Below are 14,540 nucleotides of genomic sequence, written 5' to 3' on the forward strand. Positions count from 1 at the left end.
GTTCGTTTCATCCTCCATGAAGTGTTTGATCTCCGCCTTCATAATGGATTCCAGGTTTTCTTTTACAAACTGAGTGACAAGATTTTCAAATAGGTTTGTGAGCTGGTTTTCTGCTATTATAGTCATGGAGTAGAGTCCCTTCTTGGTGCGTGGTAACCCCGAGGATACTCTACTTTTTTGTTCCCTGTTAAGGGGCCAAATATTGGTACACAAACTATTGTACGTCATCATTAACGGCCAATTTTTGCTCAAATTCATGCACGATTGCAGGAATCTTACTATTAAGGCGTCTTGCAACCGAAATTCATGCACATTTGCAGGCTTCTTACTCCGTCACGCTGCCTTCAAACCACACTCGGAGAAGGGTTAAGCAACTATACACGAAGGCGCGAGATACAGGAACCTGCTCAATTAGGCAAGTCCTCCTTTTACAATGAAAAAGATGCTCCCAGCCCCACTTTTTCAGCTTTTTCAGTGGTTTTGGAGGCATCTTTTCTTTTCACATCATGTGGGACTGGCTCATTGGATATTGGACTATTCGGACAGCCCCTCTTTGATGAACATGGACGGCAGCTTAAAGCGCACTTCCACCGAACAGGAAGCGATGCTCCCAATGTGTGCCAGCAATATCGTTGACGCGCACGCCGCCGGACTCCTTGGAGTACGTATGCAGAATGCGTCCGTCACCCAAGTAAATGCCGACATGTGTGATCGTTGCAGTTGATTTGTTGATACCGGCATATGAGGATGCCTTGGCGCCCTTATACGACATGAAGAACATCAGATCGCCGCGTTTCAGCTCGCTCCAGTTGGTCTTCACAGCTCCTTTGCCCTTCACATAACTGCCTTGCTGGCGGGAATCCGAAGGCAATGTCACCCCAATACCGGCCATGAAAGCTGTCCGGACGAAGTCAGAGCAATCGAATGTCGCTGTCGTATTCCGGTCCGAGCCGAATTCGTAAGGCGTGCCCAGAAAGCTCATGCCTGCGGTAATAACCTTCTCTACCTGTGCCGACTGCCCCTGCTGGCCGCCGCCAGGATTCGTCACGCCGCCGCTGATCTGTATGTACTCAGCGCGTGAGCTCACATAGCCTTTCACACCACGCGAGTCCTTCACCTCATACCAGTAGCTGTTCGGCTGTCCTGTGATCGTAACACTCTCGCCTTTGCTGAGATATCGAATTCTTGAAGCCTCTGTAGACGGGGATGTGCGGAAGGAGACAGAAGCTACAATAACGGCATTCCCCGTAGTCCCTGTGCTGCCTGTATTCCCGCTGCCAGCGGAATTTTTAACAATTTCAATATATTTATTGGACGATGATACATAACCAATCTGCCCGCTGTTATCTTGTACTTTGTACCAGTAGCTGTTGACCTCTTCCAGTATGGCAACCTGACTGCCCTTCTTCAAATATTTGATTACCGTTGATGCGGTAGAAGGCCGGTCACGAAAGCTTACGCTGGCTTGCACCTCTCCGACGAGGGCGCCATTGGCGGCAGCTGATGATGCTGGAATGATAAGCACGGCCGCAAGGATGAGCGTCAACAATGATGCCATAACTTTCTTCATGATGAATTTCCTCCATTTTCAATTGTGATGGTCGATTCTGCAGATGTCGGCAACAGAGGGCTGTCCTTATTCCATGATCATTAGAATCACGCTTTATGCATCGCTCCCTTCCTGATCCATATGAGACGTAAGGTGCATAAACTTATTGTACGTATGACACATCCTGTCACCTATCGTCCGCTTGTCTCATTTGCTCTATCGAAGAATAGGCAATAGGAACCATTGATAAGGCTTACATTCCAAAAAACAAAAAAGACGCCTCTCGGCGCCTTCCTTTATAATCCTTGGTACATATTGCTTTGAAGCCCTTTTCATTACCTTCATAACCAGTCCTAGCTATAAGTCTATCGAACTAGATGAGCTTATACTTATGATCAATCGGTAAATAAAACCAATTGCCTGAATCGGTCATTTTATATCCAGATTTATCCTCAACCAGTCCATCCGCACTAATAATTTTGCCACGTCGAAATACCCGCTTCGGGAACAGCGCTGTCCACCACAGCCGGAGTCTCGTACTTGCTGGCAACCTTCATCAGCGTATCATAACGATTGCTGGAATCCAGAATGGTCTGAAATTCCGATCTGTCGATTGCGGAGAATGTAGCCACCTCACCAGTATGATAATACAAATGAAGTCTTTCTTCCTTCTCATCATACGAGCAAAAGGCGATCTGCTTGGATTCTACTGGCACGAGCATTAACAATCCCTCCCTTATTAGCGGGCAATAACATCATATATCCTTATTAACCTTATATTCAATTCCGTCAATCAATATACGGACCGCAAATTAATTTTTTTTCGCGAGAATAGATAAAATCCTGTACTAACCGGTAATACTTCATTAGCAATTTGACAAAAAGACCGTCCAGACGGTATAGTTTATATAGAGGTGAGTAATGTGAATCGTAATTCTAAACGTAGTCATATCTTAACGGCAGCGGCATCTATTGTTAAAAACCACGGGGTCGAGAAGCTTACACTTGAAGCCGTTGCCAAGGAAGCCGGAGTCAGCAAGGGCGGACTGCTTCACCACTTTCCGAATAAGGAAGCATTAATAAAGGGCATGGTGGAGGAGCTAACGAACGATTTTATTGATGAGGTTAACCATAAAGCGACCACTAATGCCGCAGATTCTGGAAAGTGGATCCAGGCCTATATCGAAACAACTTTCGATGATCTGAACAGTGGCAATGGGATTAGCTCTGCGCTCTCTGCTGCTCTTTTTACCAATCCGGATCTGCTCGTCAATCTACAAAACCAATATGCAGTTTGGCAACAAAACATGGAGAATGACGGCATTGATCCGGTAAGCTCTACGATTGCCAGATTGGCTGCTGACGGCCTGTGGTTCACAGAAATATTCGGAGTTGGCAAGTTGGATGATGAAATACGCAGCAAAGTCATGATGCAATTGATAACAATGACCAGATAGGAGGCACGCCAGCTTGAATCCATTTGTATTACTGGCAACAGCCATCATTTGCGAAGTACTCGGCAGCTCGATGCTGAAAGTATCCAACGGATTTAAGAAGCTGCTCCCTTCTCTAGGGGTAGTGGTCGGCATGGGGGCCGCTTTCTATTGTCTATCCCTTTCACTTCGCACAATTCCGCTTGGTACGGCTTACGCGATATGGTCAGGGGCAGGCACAGCTTTGACGGCACTGATTGGCGTCATCGTCTACAAGGAAAGTTTCAATCTCAAGAAAGGTCTCGGCCTGGTTCTGATCATTGGCGGCGTTATTATTATGAGGCTTGCCGCCAGCGGCTCCCATTAACTTGCCTGGAATCGGAGGTTCTATTATGAAAGGCTATTTCGCATTAGGCACAGCCATTATTACCGAGATATTCGGTACAACCATGCTGAAATTCTCAGAAGGATTTACAATTTTATTCCCTTCCATTGGCGTAATTTGCGGCTTTGGGCTAGCATTTTATTTTCTATCCGTAAGTCTTAGAACAGTCCCCTTAAGTTTAGCCTATGCCATATGGTCAGGGGTAGGAACAGCATTAACCGCAGTGATTGGCATACTCGCATGGGGCGAACCCTTCAGTGCCGCAGCACTGGCCGGTATCGTCCTTATCATCGGCGGTGTCGTTCTATTGAACGCTTCTGACCGTCAGGATCAAGCAATAACAACATCTGACTAATCAAGCTGGGCGTAAAAAGATCCCCTCCAATCCAAGCACTCGAACCTCCATACTGCCATGGCGGTATTTGGAGTGCCTGATTGAAGGGGAATTAATGAAACCGTTAATTCGGACGCGTGCTCTCTGCCAGCCGGGCCTCTGTCTCCTCGAAGCTTAGCGGCTCCACATGAACATGAACACTCATAATATTGTGCTTGCGCTCCATCCGCCGCTCGATCTCATCGCTGATCCGGTGGCTCTCCACAAGCGATAACTCGGGGTCAACCCCAACAACAACGTCGATCAGCACATTGCTGCCATGCACCCTTGCTTTAATATCCTTGATGGAGCGCACGCCACGGGTACGTTCAATGGTCCCGCGAAGCGTGTTTAGCTCATTTTCATTGAAGCCGTCCGTAAGGGCATGTGTGGAGCTGTAGAAAATATCCCACGCTGTCTTGCATATAATAAGGCCGACTGCGAGCGCTGCAACAGGGTCAAGCCAGGGCAGCCCCAGCTGTGAGCCGATAATGCCGACGGCAGCGCCGATACTGACCAACGCATCGGACAAATTATCCTTCGCCGCTGCCATTAAAGCTTGATTATTGATCCGCTTCGCCAACTTGCGGTTGTATACATACACCCCCGCCATACAGGCGGCCGCCCCTAACGCCACCCAAGCGGTAATGAGATTCGGCGCTGTGCTATGATCCTCGAACAATGATTTGCCTGCACTGATAAGCACTTGAATGCCAACCGTCGCCATAATAAAAGAGGCGATAAGCGCTGCGATCGTTTCCGCGCGAAAATGTCCATACGGATGATCATTGTCCGGCGGCTTCTGCGAAATCCGCAATCCGATCAATACCGCCGTTGAAGCAATGATATCCGTCAAATTGTTAAAGCCGTCGGCTACAAGCGCTGCTGAAGCAAAGCCATATCCTGCAGCAAGCTTCAGGCCTGACAGTACAATATAGGCGCCGATGCTTATGATAGCTCCCTTTTCACCCTGCTTAATCTCTTGATATTGGTCCATCAGGTGGAACACCTCACTTATGTAAATTCGGCTTTGATCCCGAATGGATGCTGCTGCCACCTACGTATCATACTTGAAGACAATCGTGTGGGTCTAGAGAAACAGTGTTGGCGATGGGGTCACTTTTGTGGGGCTGCGCAACTTGTTTGTCCCCGCTCAAAACATTCGCCCGGCCAATCCGCAGTCCCTTGCCCATCCGGTTAGCAGCTAATAGCTTAACCTTTACCGGGGCAGTTGAAACATACTGAGCAGAACATAACCTCCCCGCATAGCAAAAAGGCAGCCTCTACTGGCGCCTCAGCGCGCTGTAGTGACTGCCTTTTACCAACAACTATTAATAGGTCTCTTCCGCTGAATCCGAGGACAATCCTTTGCCGCAAGCGACACAGACCTTGGCATTGAGCGCATTCTCTGTCTGGCAGTCGCTGCAGATGACACGAATTTCGCCGAATGTCGTCTCCGGCCTGTGCTCCTCTACGAGCTCCGTGCCGCAATCAGGACAGAATCTTGCATCCAGCGGTACGACCTTGCCGCAAGTGCAGCTTTTCTCAAACCGGATATTTCTGATCCGCTCATCCAGCAGCTGAATCTCCAGCTTCATCGCATCCAACTGCTCGCAGAAGGAGGCAATCTCCATATCTGCTGCTGTTATATCACCGCTCTCATGAGCGCGGTAGATAGCTTCGCCCATAATGAGATACAGCTTCTCCATTTCTTTCTCCTTGCCGGAGATTTGCGACTTCAGCCGCGTAATTTCTACTGTTTGCTGCGCTTTCTTCGCTGCATCAGATGCACCTTGCTTCACTTTATCGAAAAAAGACATGAGATCGACTCCTCCGTCATCCAATCTGTTCATACTATCAAGTCATCTACTAGTTTACCACATTCGGATGGGTCTTTTCATGGGACCGCTTTACCACAGTATATGACAAGGGCCCGCGGCGCTAAAACAACTTCTTTTCTCCAATTCATTGGAGCGCTGCTATTCTTCGATCCCGCCGTGGATAGAACGACAGAGGGAGCCATGATGGCTCCCTCTGTCGTTCTGGCTCTCATGTATGGCTGCATCAGGCAGCCGGCATGACACGAATCGCTGTTATTCCGCTGGATACATACGCTCGCGCAGTGCCTTTACCTCATCGCTCTCAAGGTATTCATCATAAGTCATAATACGGTCGATAATACCGGTCGGTGTAATCTCGATGATCCGATTCGCTATCGTCTGCACGAACTGATGGTCATGCGAGGTGAAGATAAGCGTACCGTCAAAGTCAATAAGACCATTATTAAGCGCTGTGATCGATTCGAGATCCAGATGGTTCGTCGGTTCGTCCATAAGCAGGACGTTCGCTCCGGCAAGCATCATCTTGGACAGCATGCAGCGCACCTTCTCTCCACCGGAGAGAACACTCGCTTTCTTCAGAGCTTCGTCACCAGAGAAGAGCATCCGTCCGAGGAATCCGCGAATAAAGCTCTCGTCCTGATCCTTGGAATACTGGCGCAGCCAGTCAACCAGATTCATCTCGATACCATCGAAGTAAGCAGCATTGTCCTTAGGGAAATACGCCTGGGTCGTCGTTATGCCCCATTGGTACGTGCCTGCGTCCGCCTCCAGCTCGCCAGTAAGCAGCTGGAACAGCACCGTCTTAGGCAGCGTATTCGGTCCTACTAATGCAATCTTGTCGCCTTTATTAATCGCGAGCGTAAGATTGTCGATCTGCTTGACGCCGTCAATGGACTTGGTCAGGCCGTCAACAAGGAGCAGCTGCTTGCCCGCTTCGCGCTCCGGCTTGAAGTTAATGAATGGATATTTGCGATTCGACGGACGAATATCGTCCAGCGAGATCTTGTCAAGCAGCTTCTTCCGTGAAGTAGCCTGCTTGGATTTGGATTTGTTGGCGCTGAACCGTTGAATAAACGCCTGCAGCTCCTTGATCTTGTCTTCCTTCTTCTTGTTCGCATCCCGCATCAGCGTTAACGCCAGTTGGCTGGATTCGTACCAGAAGTCATAGTTGCCCACATACATCTGGATCTTGCCGAAGTCGATGTCCGCAATATGCGTACAAACCTGGTTCAAGAAGTGCCGGTCATGGGATACGACGATAACAGTGCCTTCATAATTGCCAAGGAAGTTCTCCAGCCAGTGAATGGACTCCATGTCCAGATGGTTGGTAGGCTCATCGAGCAGCAGGATGTTCGGCGATCCGAACAACGCTTGCGCAAGGAGAACACGGACTTTCTCATTACCGCTGAGCTCAGACATCAGCTTGTCATGCAGCTCCGGCGGGATGCCAAGGCCGTTCAGCATGCCTGCCGCCTCGGATTCCGCTTCCCAGCCGTTCATATCAGCAAATTCAGCTTCCAGCTCACCGGCACGCATACCGTCTTCATCGGTAAACTCCGCCTTCGCGTAGATCGCGTCCTTCTCTCTCATAACATCGTAGAGCTTCTTATGGCCCATAATGACCGTTTCAAGCACCTTGAACTCATCATACTCATAATGATTCTGCTTGAGAACGGCAAGCCGCTCGCCCGGTGTAATATGCACTTCTCCCTGCGATTGCTCCACTTCGCCTGACAGAATCTTCAGGAAAGTCGATTTTCCCGCGCCGTTCGCGCCGATAAGGCCGTAACAGTTGCCCGGTGTAAATTTAATATTCACATCTTCAAAAAGCGCCCGCTTCCCATAACGGAGCGTAATGCCGCTCGTACTAATCATTGTGCGTAATCCCGTCCTTCACTCAGAAATCTCGTTCATCACACCATTATAGCACAGAAGAGCGGATTATTCCCATGTCAGCTTCACTTCATTGCCTGTTCTGGACGATTCATAGATCGCATCGAGAATCCGGTTGTTCGTATAACCCGACAATGCGGGCGTGATGGGCTCGATGCCTTCTTGAATGCAAGTGACGAAATGCTTGTTCAACAGCAGCCTTGAATCCTCTCCGTCCAGCGGTGTGATCGATGATTCGACGATAATATTGTTCGCATGGCTGACCATTTTTCCCGTGCTTCCAATAAGCGAAGCGCCAGCCTCTGTTCCCATCAGGTGCAGGAACGGCTCCTCGCTAATCGCTGCCGTATGCGCTGCCCAGCTGACGTCAAGCGACAACGTCGCGCCGTTATCGAATTTAATCAGCGCTGTGGCGAGATCCTCAACATCATAATAGCCGTCCCAGTTCGGCGTCCCCCAGTCGCCAACGCCTTGGCGGTTCGGCCCGAACTCGGCATAAGTAGAGCCATACACCGATATCGGCTTGGGGTTGCCCATCATATAGAGGGTTAGATCCAGCATATGAACGCCGATATCAATAAGCGGGCCTCCGCCCGATTCATCCATTCGGGTAAACCAGGAGCCCCAGCCTGGAATCCCCTTACGGCGCATCCAGCCGGTCTTGGCATTATAGATGCGTCCCAGCTTCCCGTTATCAATCTCCTGCTTGAGCGCCCGTGACAGTCCGGTCCAGCGCATCTGATGCGCCATCATCAGAATTTTGCCGGATTGCTCCTTGGCTTCCACGATTTCGCGGGCCGAGTCGGAATTGATGGACATCGGCTTCTCCAGCAGCACATGCTTGCCATGGCGAAGCGCCTCTATCGCGAGTGACGCATGAAATTTATTCGGTACTGCAATAACAACGGCATCAATTGCTTCATCCTGCAGCAGCGCCTCCGGACTTTGATGAACGATTCCGACGCCATGCTCCTGAGCCCGTTGCTCCGCAAGCGGCAGGAACGAGTCGGTGATCGCCGCTACCGTAACGCCTTCTATCCCCTTGAATACTTCCAAATGCAAATTGCCGATCGCTCCGGCACCTATAATACCAAGTCTAATTGACCCACTCATGTTGTGTTCATGTCCTCCCTTAGGCTGCCTGTTCTGCTGTTGTTCAATAAATGATTTACTATGCTAATGTGCAGTATATACAAAATGAATCCCCCGTAACAGGGGGATAATAGTGTTTTATCATTCCGATTTTGGCATTGGTCCAGTCGAGGGCACGCTCTGCCCGCCATTCAACCGCCATGTCTCTCCGTGCGGGAGGACGACCACGCGCGACTCATCCAGAGCAAGCCTCGCCTGATCCGCATGGAGCCGGTCAAGCGCTTCGCGGGGCGTATCATCCGCCAGCCGGAAGGAGCCATAATGCATAGGCACAAAATATTGGGCTCCAATATCCATGAAGGCTTGCAGCGCTTCCTCAGGCGTCACATGCTGCGTCCCCATGAACCATTCCGGATCATAGGCGCCTATCGGCATTAGCGCGACATCGATGTCGAAGTGTCCGCCGATCGTTTTGAACCCGTCAAAATACCCGCTGTCGCCCGCAAAATAAAGGGTTGGAGAAGCGTTTACGAACGGGCGCGAATTATAGCCTGTATTCTCCAAAGAGGATGGGCTCGCAATATTTGCCTCCGCTCTCTCGGCCGGTTCGATTACGTAACCTCCCCAATGCGAGCTGTTCGTGTCTGTCAGCGTCCTTCTTGTCCAATGCTGCGATGGCACGAAGGTGAATTTAACCCCGCCGATTGTGGCCGATTCCCACCAGTTCAGCTCAATAACGGAAGAGAAGCCCTTCCGATGCATTTTGGAGGCCAGTCCTACCGGTACAATCAAGGTTTTGCTGCTCGTTAACCGTTTCAGCGACCCGATATGCAGATGGTCATAATGAGAATGGGAAATCAGAACAACATCGATGGGCGGCATATCCGCTATCGCTATTCCCGGAGGTGTCAGCCGCTTCTGCATGGCGAGTTGATTCGCCCAGACCGGATCAGTAACGATATTGAGGCCGGACATCTGAATAAGAAAGGTGGAATGGCCGATCCATGTCAGGGACGGCTGCTCTGCATTTTGATGCAAATAGGCAATATCAGGCGCTGCACAGGGCACCGTGTAAGAGAAATCCTTTGTTTTCATCTTGCGCGAGCGCTCCTGGCGCCATTTTCTCAAATCTTTAAAAGAGCTCACCGTAGCAGCAGTGTTCAAATTCTCATAACGCATAACAGCGAATCGTCCTCCTCTTATCTCTTGCGCAGCATCGTTCTCTATGTTGTTGTCTTAACATTTACGATACCAGACTAATCTGACAATTAGCAAACCGCATGATAGTGAATGAGGACATCCTATTGCCGATTAACGGTCAGAAAGCAGTATGCAAGCTTGACCTGTCACAGTCATACGCTCGCTTGAGCCGCATTCGGAACTATCGCAGGGAGAATTTCATGTATTGCCGGAGCATACCAGGGCAATGGCCGATGCAGCAGGGAAGAGGCATAGGGAGGCCTGATGGATTCGCATCAAGGGCAATTTTTCTGTACACTAGTAGTACAATGACGGAAAGAAGCTCGGAGGGAATGTCTATTATGCGATTATTGCTTATTGAACCGACACCAAGCCCAAATACGATGAAGTTGAACGTGGATGAGAAGCTGCCCCACGGACAGCGTGCAAGCTATACGCCAGACATGGCGGACCAGGCTCCTGAGCCGCTTCGCAGCTTACTCGCCATTAACGGCGTGCGCGGATTGTTCCGCACTGCGGATTTCATAGCGCTTGACCGTAAGCCAGGCGCGGATTGGGAGCGTATATTGGCTGATGCCAGAGGCATTCTGCAAAGTGGTGAGGAGAATGACGGCGGAGCTTCAGCTCATGCTGCGCATGACAGCTATGGGGAGGCGCATGCTTTTGTGCAGCTGTACCGGGGTATCCCGATACAGGTTCGCGTGCGTACGGCGGACCGTGAAGTCCGGGCAGGGATGCCCGCCGCTTTCACGGATGCCGTAACAGCAGCCGCAGCGGCATCCATGATCCGCGAGCGCAAGCTGGAGGAGCTCGGCATCCGGTATGGCGATCCCGACGAGATTGCCGCCGAGCTGGTGAAGGAGCTGGAAGCCGCCTACACGGACGAGCGGCTTCAGCAATTGGTCGCAGCAGCACTGGCGCAAGGCGGCTTCGCTGCTGATGGTGAAGCCGCTCTGCCAGTGCGTCCGGCGCCGCTTACAACAGAAGAGCTTGCCCAGCGGCTGCAATCACCCGACTGGAGTGTGCGCTACGAAGCGTTGTCGCGCACACAGCCTCAGCCGGACATGCTCCCGCTGCTTGCTGCGGCTGTAGACGACGGCAATGTCTCCATACGGAGACTGGCCGTCGTCTACCTTGGCGAGCTTCGCATACCTGAGGCGCTGCCGCATCTGTTCACGGCGCTGCAGGACTCCTCCGCTTCCGTCCGCCGCACCGCAGGAGATACCCTGTCCGACCTTGGCGATCCCGCTGCAGTCGGCCCGATGGTCGGAGCGCTTGGCGACCGCAACAAGCTTGTACGCTGGCGCGCTGCCCGCTTTCTCTACGAGGCTGGCGACGAGTCCGCATTGGAGGCGCTGCAAATAGCCGCCAATGATACGGAATTCGAGGTCAGCCTGCAAGCCCGGATGGCGCTTGAGCGGATACAGCGCGGCGAAGAAGCTGCCGGCTCCGTATGGCAGCAGATGACAGCGCTCCGGCGCAAGGAGGAATAAGCGGCAGCAGTGTCAATCAGCCGCCGGATAAGGCTTAATCCATGAATGATCCTCTCTCATCTGCTTGTCCGACTTCAAAAAATAATTATAGCTTACTGCACCAGGACGATCCGGGAGCGGATCGTCCCAGGTGACATCAAGATGATGCCACTTGCCATCCATCTGCACCATGTTCCATACATGATTGCCTGTCACAACCTTGCCTTCGATAATAAGCGCTTCGAAGCCCGCAGCCTGCAGCATGCGGTGGGCAAGCAGCGAATAGCCCTGACAGACGGCTAATCCTGTCGTCATTGCTTCATATGCGGTATAACGCTGCAACGAGCTGTCATAAGCAACGTTGTACACGATCCAATTATGAATCGCTTTTACCTTCTCCCTCTCGCTCATCTCGGGAGTGATAATCGTCGGAAGAATTCCGTTCACCCATTCCGCGACCCGCTTCGTCTGCTCCGCCGTTTCACGATAGCGGACAGATAGCTTGATGCGCGCATCTGGCCCCCAAGTACGAACGGTGTACAGATAGGAATCCACGATGTAGGCCGTATAATCCTCAGCGGAGAACACCTCGCGCATCAGTGCATCGAAGCCCCCCGTCAGCGTATCCTCATCACCGGTGAAAATAGCTTCAATCTCCGGCTTCTGGGCAAGAAGCTGACCGACCAAGTCCCATTTAAGCGCTTCCAATGTTGAATGCTCGTTTGGACCCTGAGGGGAATATCGGAAGTCTGCGCCTAACCCACAAGACATAATAACAAGCAGCAACCCTACTTTGGTCCATAGCCCGCTCACAGCGATCATAACTCGTCTCCCGTTCACAGTATTGATTTCATTATACCTAATCTTACCAATGTAATAAAGTGTATTTCATATTCTTACCACATTTGGAACATTAAAAACCTTGCATCTCCGAGGGGAAGTCGCATGACTTATAATGACACGCTGCATAAACTAACATGATCAACAAAAAATGGGACTATCCTGACTTCATTGATCGCTATCGCCCTGTGTTCATCTCCCAGCTTGGCGCAGCACTTGAGGATAGTGCTCGTCCGCTGTAGCAGAGCATTGACGGTGGTCGGCCGCTGCTGAGCAGTGCAGAGTAGATTAGTGTAGTACGTGCGGCGAGTGGTGCGGTGTAGTGCGATGTAGTATGGTGCGGTCGTGTGGTGTGGTAGTGTGGTGCGGTCGTGTGGTGCGGTCGTGTGGTGCGGTCGTGTGGTGCGGTCGTGTGGTGCGGTCGTGTGGTGCGGTCGTGTGGTGCGGTCGTGTGGTGCGGTGTAGTCAGTACGGTATAAAGTAAAGTAGGAATCCTGCGAAAGTGCATGAATTTCGGTTAAAAGCACCAGTATGAAATGAAATGCCTGCGTTGGAGCAGGCATACTAGGCAGAATGAGCCGACTAGACGCGATTACGGCGTAAATGCCTGCACTGTGGCAGGCATTTCACTCTAGGCAGGCCGAAACAAGGAAAAAAACTGCATTTGCGCAGGCATTATTCGTCATTCATACAAGCATCCTAAGAAAAATGAAGCCCCCACTCTGCTCTGGCCAGTGTGGGGGCTTCTTCATTAGATCGGGGGAGCCCCATCTGCACAAGAGCGAATCGAAGCCAATTCGCGGGTTAGTGGCCCATCATCACCGCCGGATCCGGGTTGTCCCCGCCGGCGGTTCCGTCTTCTTCCCGCTGCTTCGGCTTCCGCAGAAGGAGCGACAGTGCGACACCCGCTGTCGCGATGCACGCGGACAGGAAGAACGTGTCGCCGTAACCCGCGACAATGGCGTTCAGCGGATTCGCGCCCACTCCCGCGCTTGCGGTGTGAGATGTGATTTGCGACGTCAGATAACCCGTCAGGCCCGCGACCGCGAACGAGACGACGACTTGCTGAGCTGCTGTCGTCAGCGGTGTGACGCGGCTCACCAGACGGCGAGGCGCAGAGTTCAGGACATGCGTGTTAAGCGGCATCATGGAGAAGCCCATGCCGAGACCCATGATGCAGATGCACAGGATGATTATCCATAGCGAAGTATCCACCGATATGCCTGACAAGATGAACAGGGAAATAGATACAAGGGTAAGACCGCCGAAGGCGAGCGGACGCGCTCCGATCTTGTCGAACAGCCTGCCGCTGATCGGCATGCCGATTCCCGCGCATATCGCCTGCGGCATCAAAATCCACCCCGTTTCAAGCGCGGTATAGCCCATGACGCCTTGCAGATACAACGGCACGATCAGCATCGCGCCGAACAGGCCAAGCTGTACGATCCACGTCAAGATGATGCTGCGTGTAAAGTCAGATGACCTGAACACTTTCAGCTCCAGCAGCGGCTGCTTCTGTTTCAACTCCACGAAGATGAAGAGAATGAGCGCAATACCGCCAACGGTCAAGCCCATGATCGTCGAAGCGGAGGACCAGTTGGTACCGCCTTCGCTTACCCCGTACGCCAGCATGGAGAAAGCGATCGGCGCGAGACACATCCCGATGATGTCCAGATGCGGCGCCGCATGGCGGTCGGATTTCGGCAAATACTTATACCCGAGAATGAGGGCGATAATGCCGATCGGCAAATTGATGATGAAAATCCAGTGCCAGCTGACAGAATCCACCAGCCATCCGGATAGCACCGGACCGAACGCCGGCGCCATCAGCATTGGGATGCCGAGTACGCCCATGATGGATCCGCGGCGCTCTGGAGGCGCGAGCTTGAACACCATGGCCATCCCGATCGGGGCCACCATGCCGCCGCCCAAGCCTTGAATGATGCGATAAATGATCAGCTGTTCCGGCGTTTGTGCGATGCCGCACAGCACGGATCCAAGCGTAAACAGAGTGATCGTAATCATGAAAATTTGCTTGGAGCCGAATTTATCGGTCATCCAGCCAGCAAGCGGGATAACGGCGGATAAAGCCAGCGTATAGCCGGTAACGGTCCATTGGATCGTCTTCAGATCAGTGTTGAAGTATTCAACAAGCTTCGGAATGGCATTATTGACGACCGTGCTGTCCAGAATAACCATGATCATGCCGACAATAATCGCTAAGAGCGGCGGAAGAATGGCTTTCAGCGAGAACTCGTCCCCACCGGCTGCCATCGGTTTAGTTTGCTTAGAAGTTGACATAGGTACCTGCTTTCTGCTCTATGAGCCCTGTATAGATGAAAATAATGGTCGAGGACAACGGATCTGTTCTTCGAGAGACTCCGACATGCGGAAAATAGGGGTCGTCGTGGTATTCTTGCTTGCAATCGGCCTTAAATGACGGGCTGCAAGACAGCGCCGTA

The 14,540-nt window shown here is 51.7% G+C and carries 13 protein-coding genes and 1 pseudogene; 4 read left to right on the forward strand and 10 right to left on the reverse strand.

Going from position 1 to position 14,540, the window contains the following annotated elements; genetic code table 11:
• From K0T92_RS25685 to K0T92_RS19020, 3 genes and pseudogenes are all read right to left on the reverse strand, one after another.
• A pseudogene (locus K0T92_RS25685) lies at positions 1 to 126 on the reverse strand (IS256 family transposase); the annotation flags it as partial.
• 448 nt (positions 127 to 574) lie between these two features.
• Positions 575 to 1,570 (reverse strand): C40 family peptidase, encoded by a 996-nt coding sequence (locus K0T92_RS19015; RefSeq protein ID WP_219874064.1) that lies wholly within the window; start codon positions 1,568 to 1,570, stop codon positions 575 to 577.
• A gap of 449 nt (positions 1,571 to 2,019) precedes the next feature.
• On the reverse strand, positions 2,020 to 2,271 hold the full coding sequence (locus K0T92_RS19020; protein ID WP_219874065.1) for a hypothetical protein: 252 nt from the start codon (positions 2,269 to 2,271) through the stop codon (positions 2,020 to 2,022).
• Positions 2,272 to 2,472: 201 nt separating this feature from the next.
• On the opposite strand from K0T92_RS19020, the gene K0T92_RS19025 reads away from it, so the two are divergent.
• The 3 genes from K0T92_RS19025 to K0T92_RS19035 are packed head-to-tail and all read left to right on the forward strand — an operon-like array spanning position 2,473 to position 3,722.
• On the forward strand, positions 2,473 to 3,006 hold the full coding sequence (locus K0T92_RS19025; RefSeq protein WP_219874066.1) for a TetR/AcrR family transcriptional regulator: 534 nt from the start codon (positions 2,473 to 2,475) through the stop codon (positions 3,004 to 3,006).
• Between the two features lie 13 nt (positions 3,007 to 3,019).
• Positions 3,020 to 3,349, forward strand: a complete 330-nt coding sequence (locus tag K0T92_RS19030; protein ID WP_219874067.1) for a DMT family transporter — start codon at positions 3,020 to 3,022, stop codon at positions 3,347 to 3,349.
• 25 nt (positions 3,350 to 3,374) lie between these two features.
• A complete protein-coding gene (locus K0T92_RS19035; protein ID WP_246628276.1) occupies positions 3,375 to 3,722 on the forward strand; it encodes a DMT family transporter in 348 nt (115 codons plus the stop codon).
• A gap of 103 nt (positions 3,723 to 3,825) precedes the next feature.
• Here the strand turns inward: K0T92_RS19035 and K0T92_RS19040 are convergent, their stop codons facing one another.
• From K0T92_RS19040 to K0T92_RS19060, 5 genes are all read right to left on the reverse strand, one after another.
• Positions 3,826 to 4,737, reverse strand: a complete 912-nt coding sequence (locus K0T92_RS19040; RefSeq protein ID WP_219874068.1) for a cation diffusion facilitator family transporter — start codon at positions 4,735 to 4,737, stop codon at positions 3,826 to 3,828.
• A 334-nt stretch (positions 4,738 to 5,071) separates the two neighbouring features.
• Positions 5,072 to 5,560, reverse strand: coding sequence for a double zinc ribbon domain-containing protein (locus K0T92_RS19045; RefSeq protein ID WP_219874069.1), 489 nt, complete (start codon positions 5,558 to 5,560; stop codon positions 5,072 to 5,074).
• A gap of 273 nt (positions 5,561 to 5,833) precedes the next feature.
• Positions 5,834 to 7,456, reverse strand: a complete 1,623-nt coding sequence (locus K0T92_RS19050) for an ABC-F family ATP-binding cassette domain-containing protein (RefSeq protein ID WP_219874070.1) — start codon at positions 7,454 to 7,456, stop codon at positions 5,834 to 5,836.
• A gap of 66 nt (positions 7,457 to 7,522) precedes the next feature.
• Positions 7,523 to 8,587: a Gfo/Idh/MocA family protein gene (locus tag K0T92_RS19055; protein WP_219874071.1), complete on the reverse strand. Its 1,065-nt coding sequence runs from the start codon at positions 8,585 to 8,587 to the stop codon at positions 7,523 to 7,525.
• Positions 8,588 to 8,707: 120 nt separating this feature from the next.
• Complete coding sequence (locus K0T92_RS19060; RefSeq protein ID WP_219874072.1) at positions 8,708 to 9,745, reverse strand: MBL fold metallo-hydrolase; 1,038 nt, start codon at positions 9,743 to 9,745, stop codon at positions 8,708 to 8,710.
• Between the two features lie 362 nt (positions 9,746 to 10,107).
• On the opposite strand from K0T92_RS19060, the gene K0T92_RS19065 reads away from it, so the two are divergent.
• Positions 10,108 to 11,259, forward strand: a complete 1,152-nt coding sequence (locus K0T92_RS19065; protein ID WP_219874073.1) for a virulence factor — start codon at positions 10,108 to 10,110, stop codon at positions 11,257 to 11,259.
• A gap of 12 nt (positions 11,260 to 11,271) precedes the next feature.
• Here the strand turns inward: K0T92_RS19065 and K0T92_RS19070 are convergent, their stop codons facing one another.
• A complete protein-coding gene (locus tag K0T92_RS19070; RefSeq protein ID WP_219874074.1) occupies positions 11,272 to 12,060 on the reverse strand; it encodes a transglutaminase domain-containing protein in 789 nt (262 codons plus the stop codon).
• 822 nt (positions 12,061 to 12,882) lie between these two features.
• Positions 12,883 to 14,379, reverse strand: coding sequence for an MDR family MFS transporter (locus K0T92_RS19075; protein ID WP_219874075.1), 1,497 nt, complete (start codon positions 14,377 to 14,379; stop codon positions 12,883 to 12,885).
• Between the last annotated feature and the right edge of the window lie 161 nt (positions 14,380 to 14,540).

This window comes from Paenibacillus oenotherae, assembly GCF_019443105.1.
GTDB classification, from domain to species: Bacteria; Bacillota; Bacilli; order Paenibacillales; family Paenibacillaceae; genus Paenibacillus_Z; species Paenibacillus_Z oenotherae.

Coding starts and splice junctions, on each gene's coding strand:
- K0T92_RS19055 (WP_219874071.1), bottom strand. CDS start 8,587: ATGAGTGGGTCAATTAGACTTGGTATTATAGGTGCCGGAGCGATCGGC.
- K0T92_RS19020 (WP_219874065.1), bottom strand. CDS start 2,271: ATGCTCGTGCCAGTAGAATCCAAGCAGATCGCCTTTTGCTCGTATGAT.
- K0T92_RS19050 (WP_219874070.1), bottom strand. CDS start 7,456: ATGATTAGTACGAGCGGCATTACGCTCCGTTATGGGAAGCGGGCGCTT.
- K0T92_RS19035 (WP_246628276.1), top strand. CDS start 3,375: ATGAAAGGCTATTTCGCATTAGGCACAGCCATTATTACCGAGATATTC.
- K0T92_RS19065 (WP_219874073.1), top strand. CDS start 10,108: ATGCGATTATTGCTTATTGAACCGACACCAAGCCCAAATACGATGAAG.
- K0T92_RS19070 (WP_219874074.1), bottom strand. CDS start 12,060: ATGATCGCTGTGAGCGGGCTATGGACCAAAGTAGGGTTGCTGCTTGTT.
- K0T92_RS19040 (WP_219874068.1), bottom strand. CDS start 4,737: ATGGACCAATATCAAGAGATTAAGCAGGGTGAAAAGGGAGCTATCATA.
- K0T92_RS19015 (WP_219874064.1), bottom strand. CDS start 1,570: ATGAAGAAAGTTATGGCATCATTGTTGACGCTCATCCTTGCGGCCGTG.
- K0T92_RS19075 (WP_219874075.1), bottom strand. CDS start 14,379: ATGTCAACTTCTAAGCAAACTAAACCGATGGCAGCCGGTGGGGACGAG.
- K0T92_RS19045 (WP_219874069.1), bottom strand. CDS start 5,560: ATGTCTTTTTTCGATAAAGTGAAGCAAGGTGCATCTGATGCAGCGAAG.
- K0T92_RS19060 (WP_219874072.1), bottom strand. CDS start 9,745: ATGCGTTATGAGAATTTGAACACTGCTGCTACGGTGAGCTCTTTTAAA.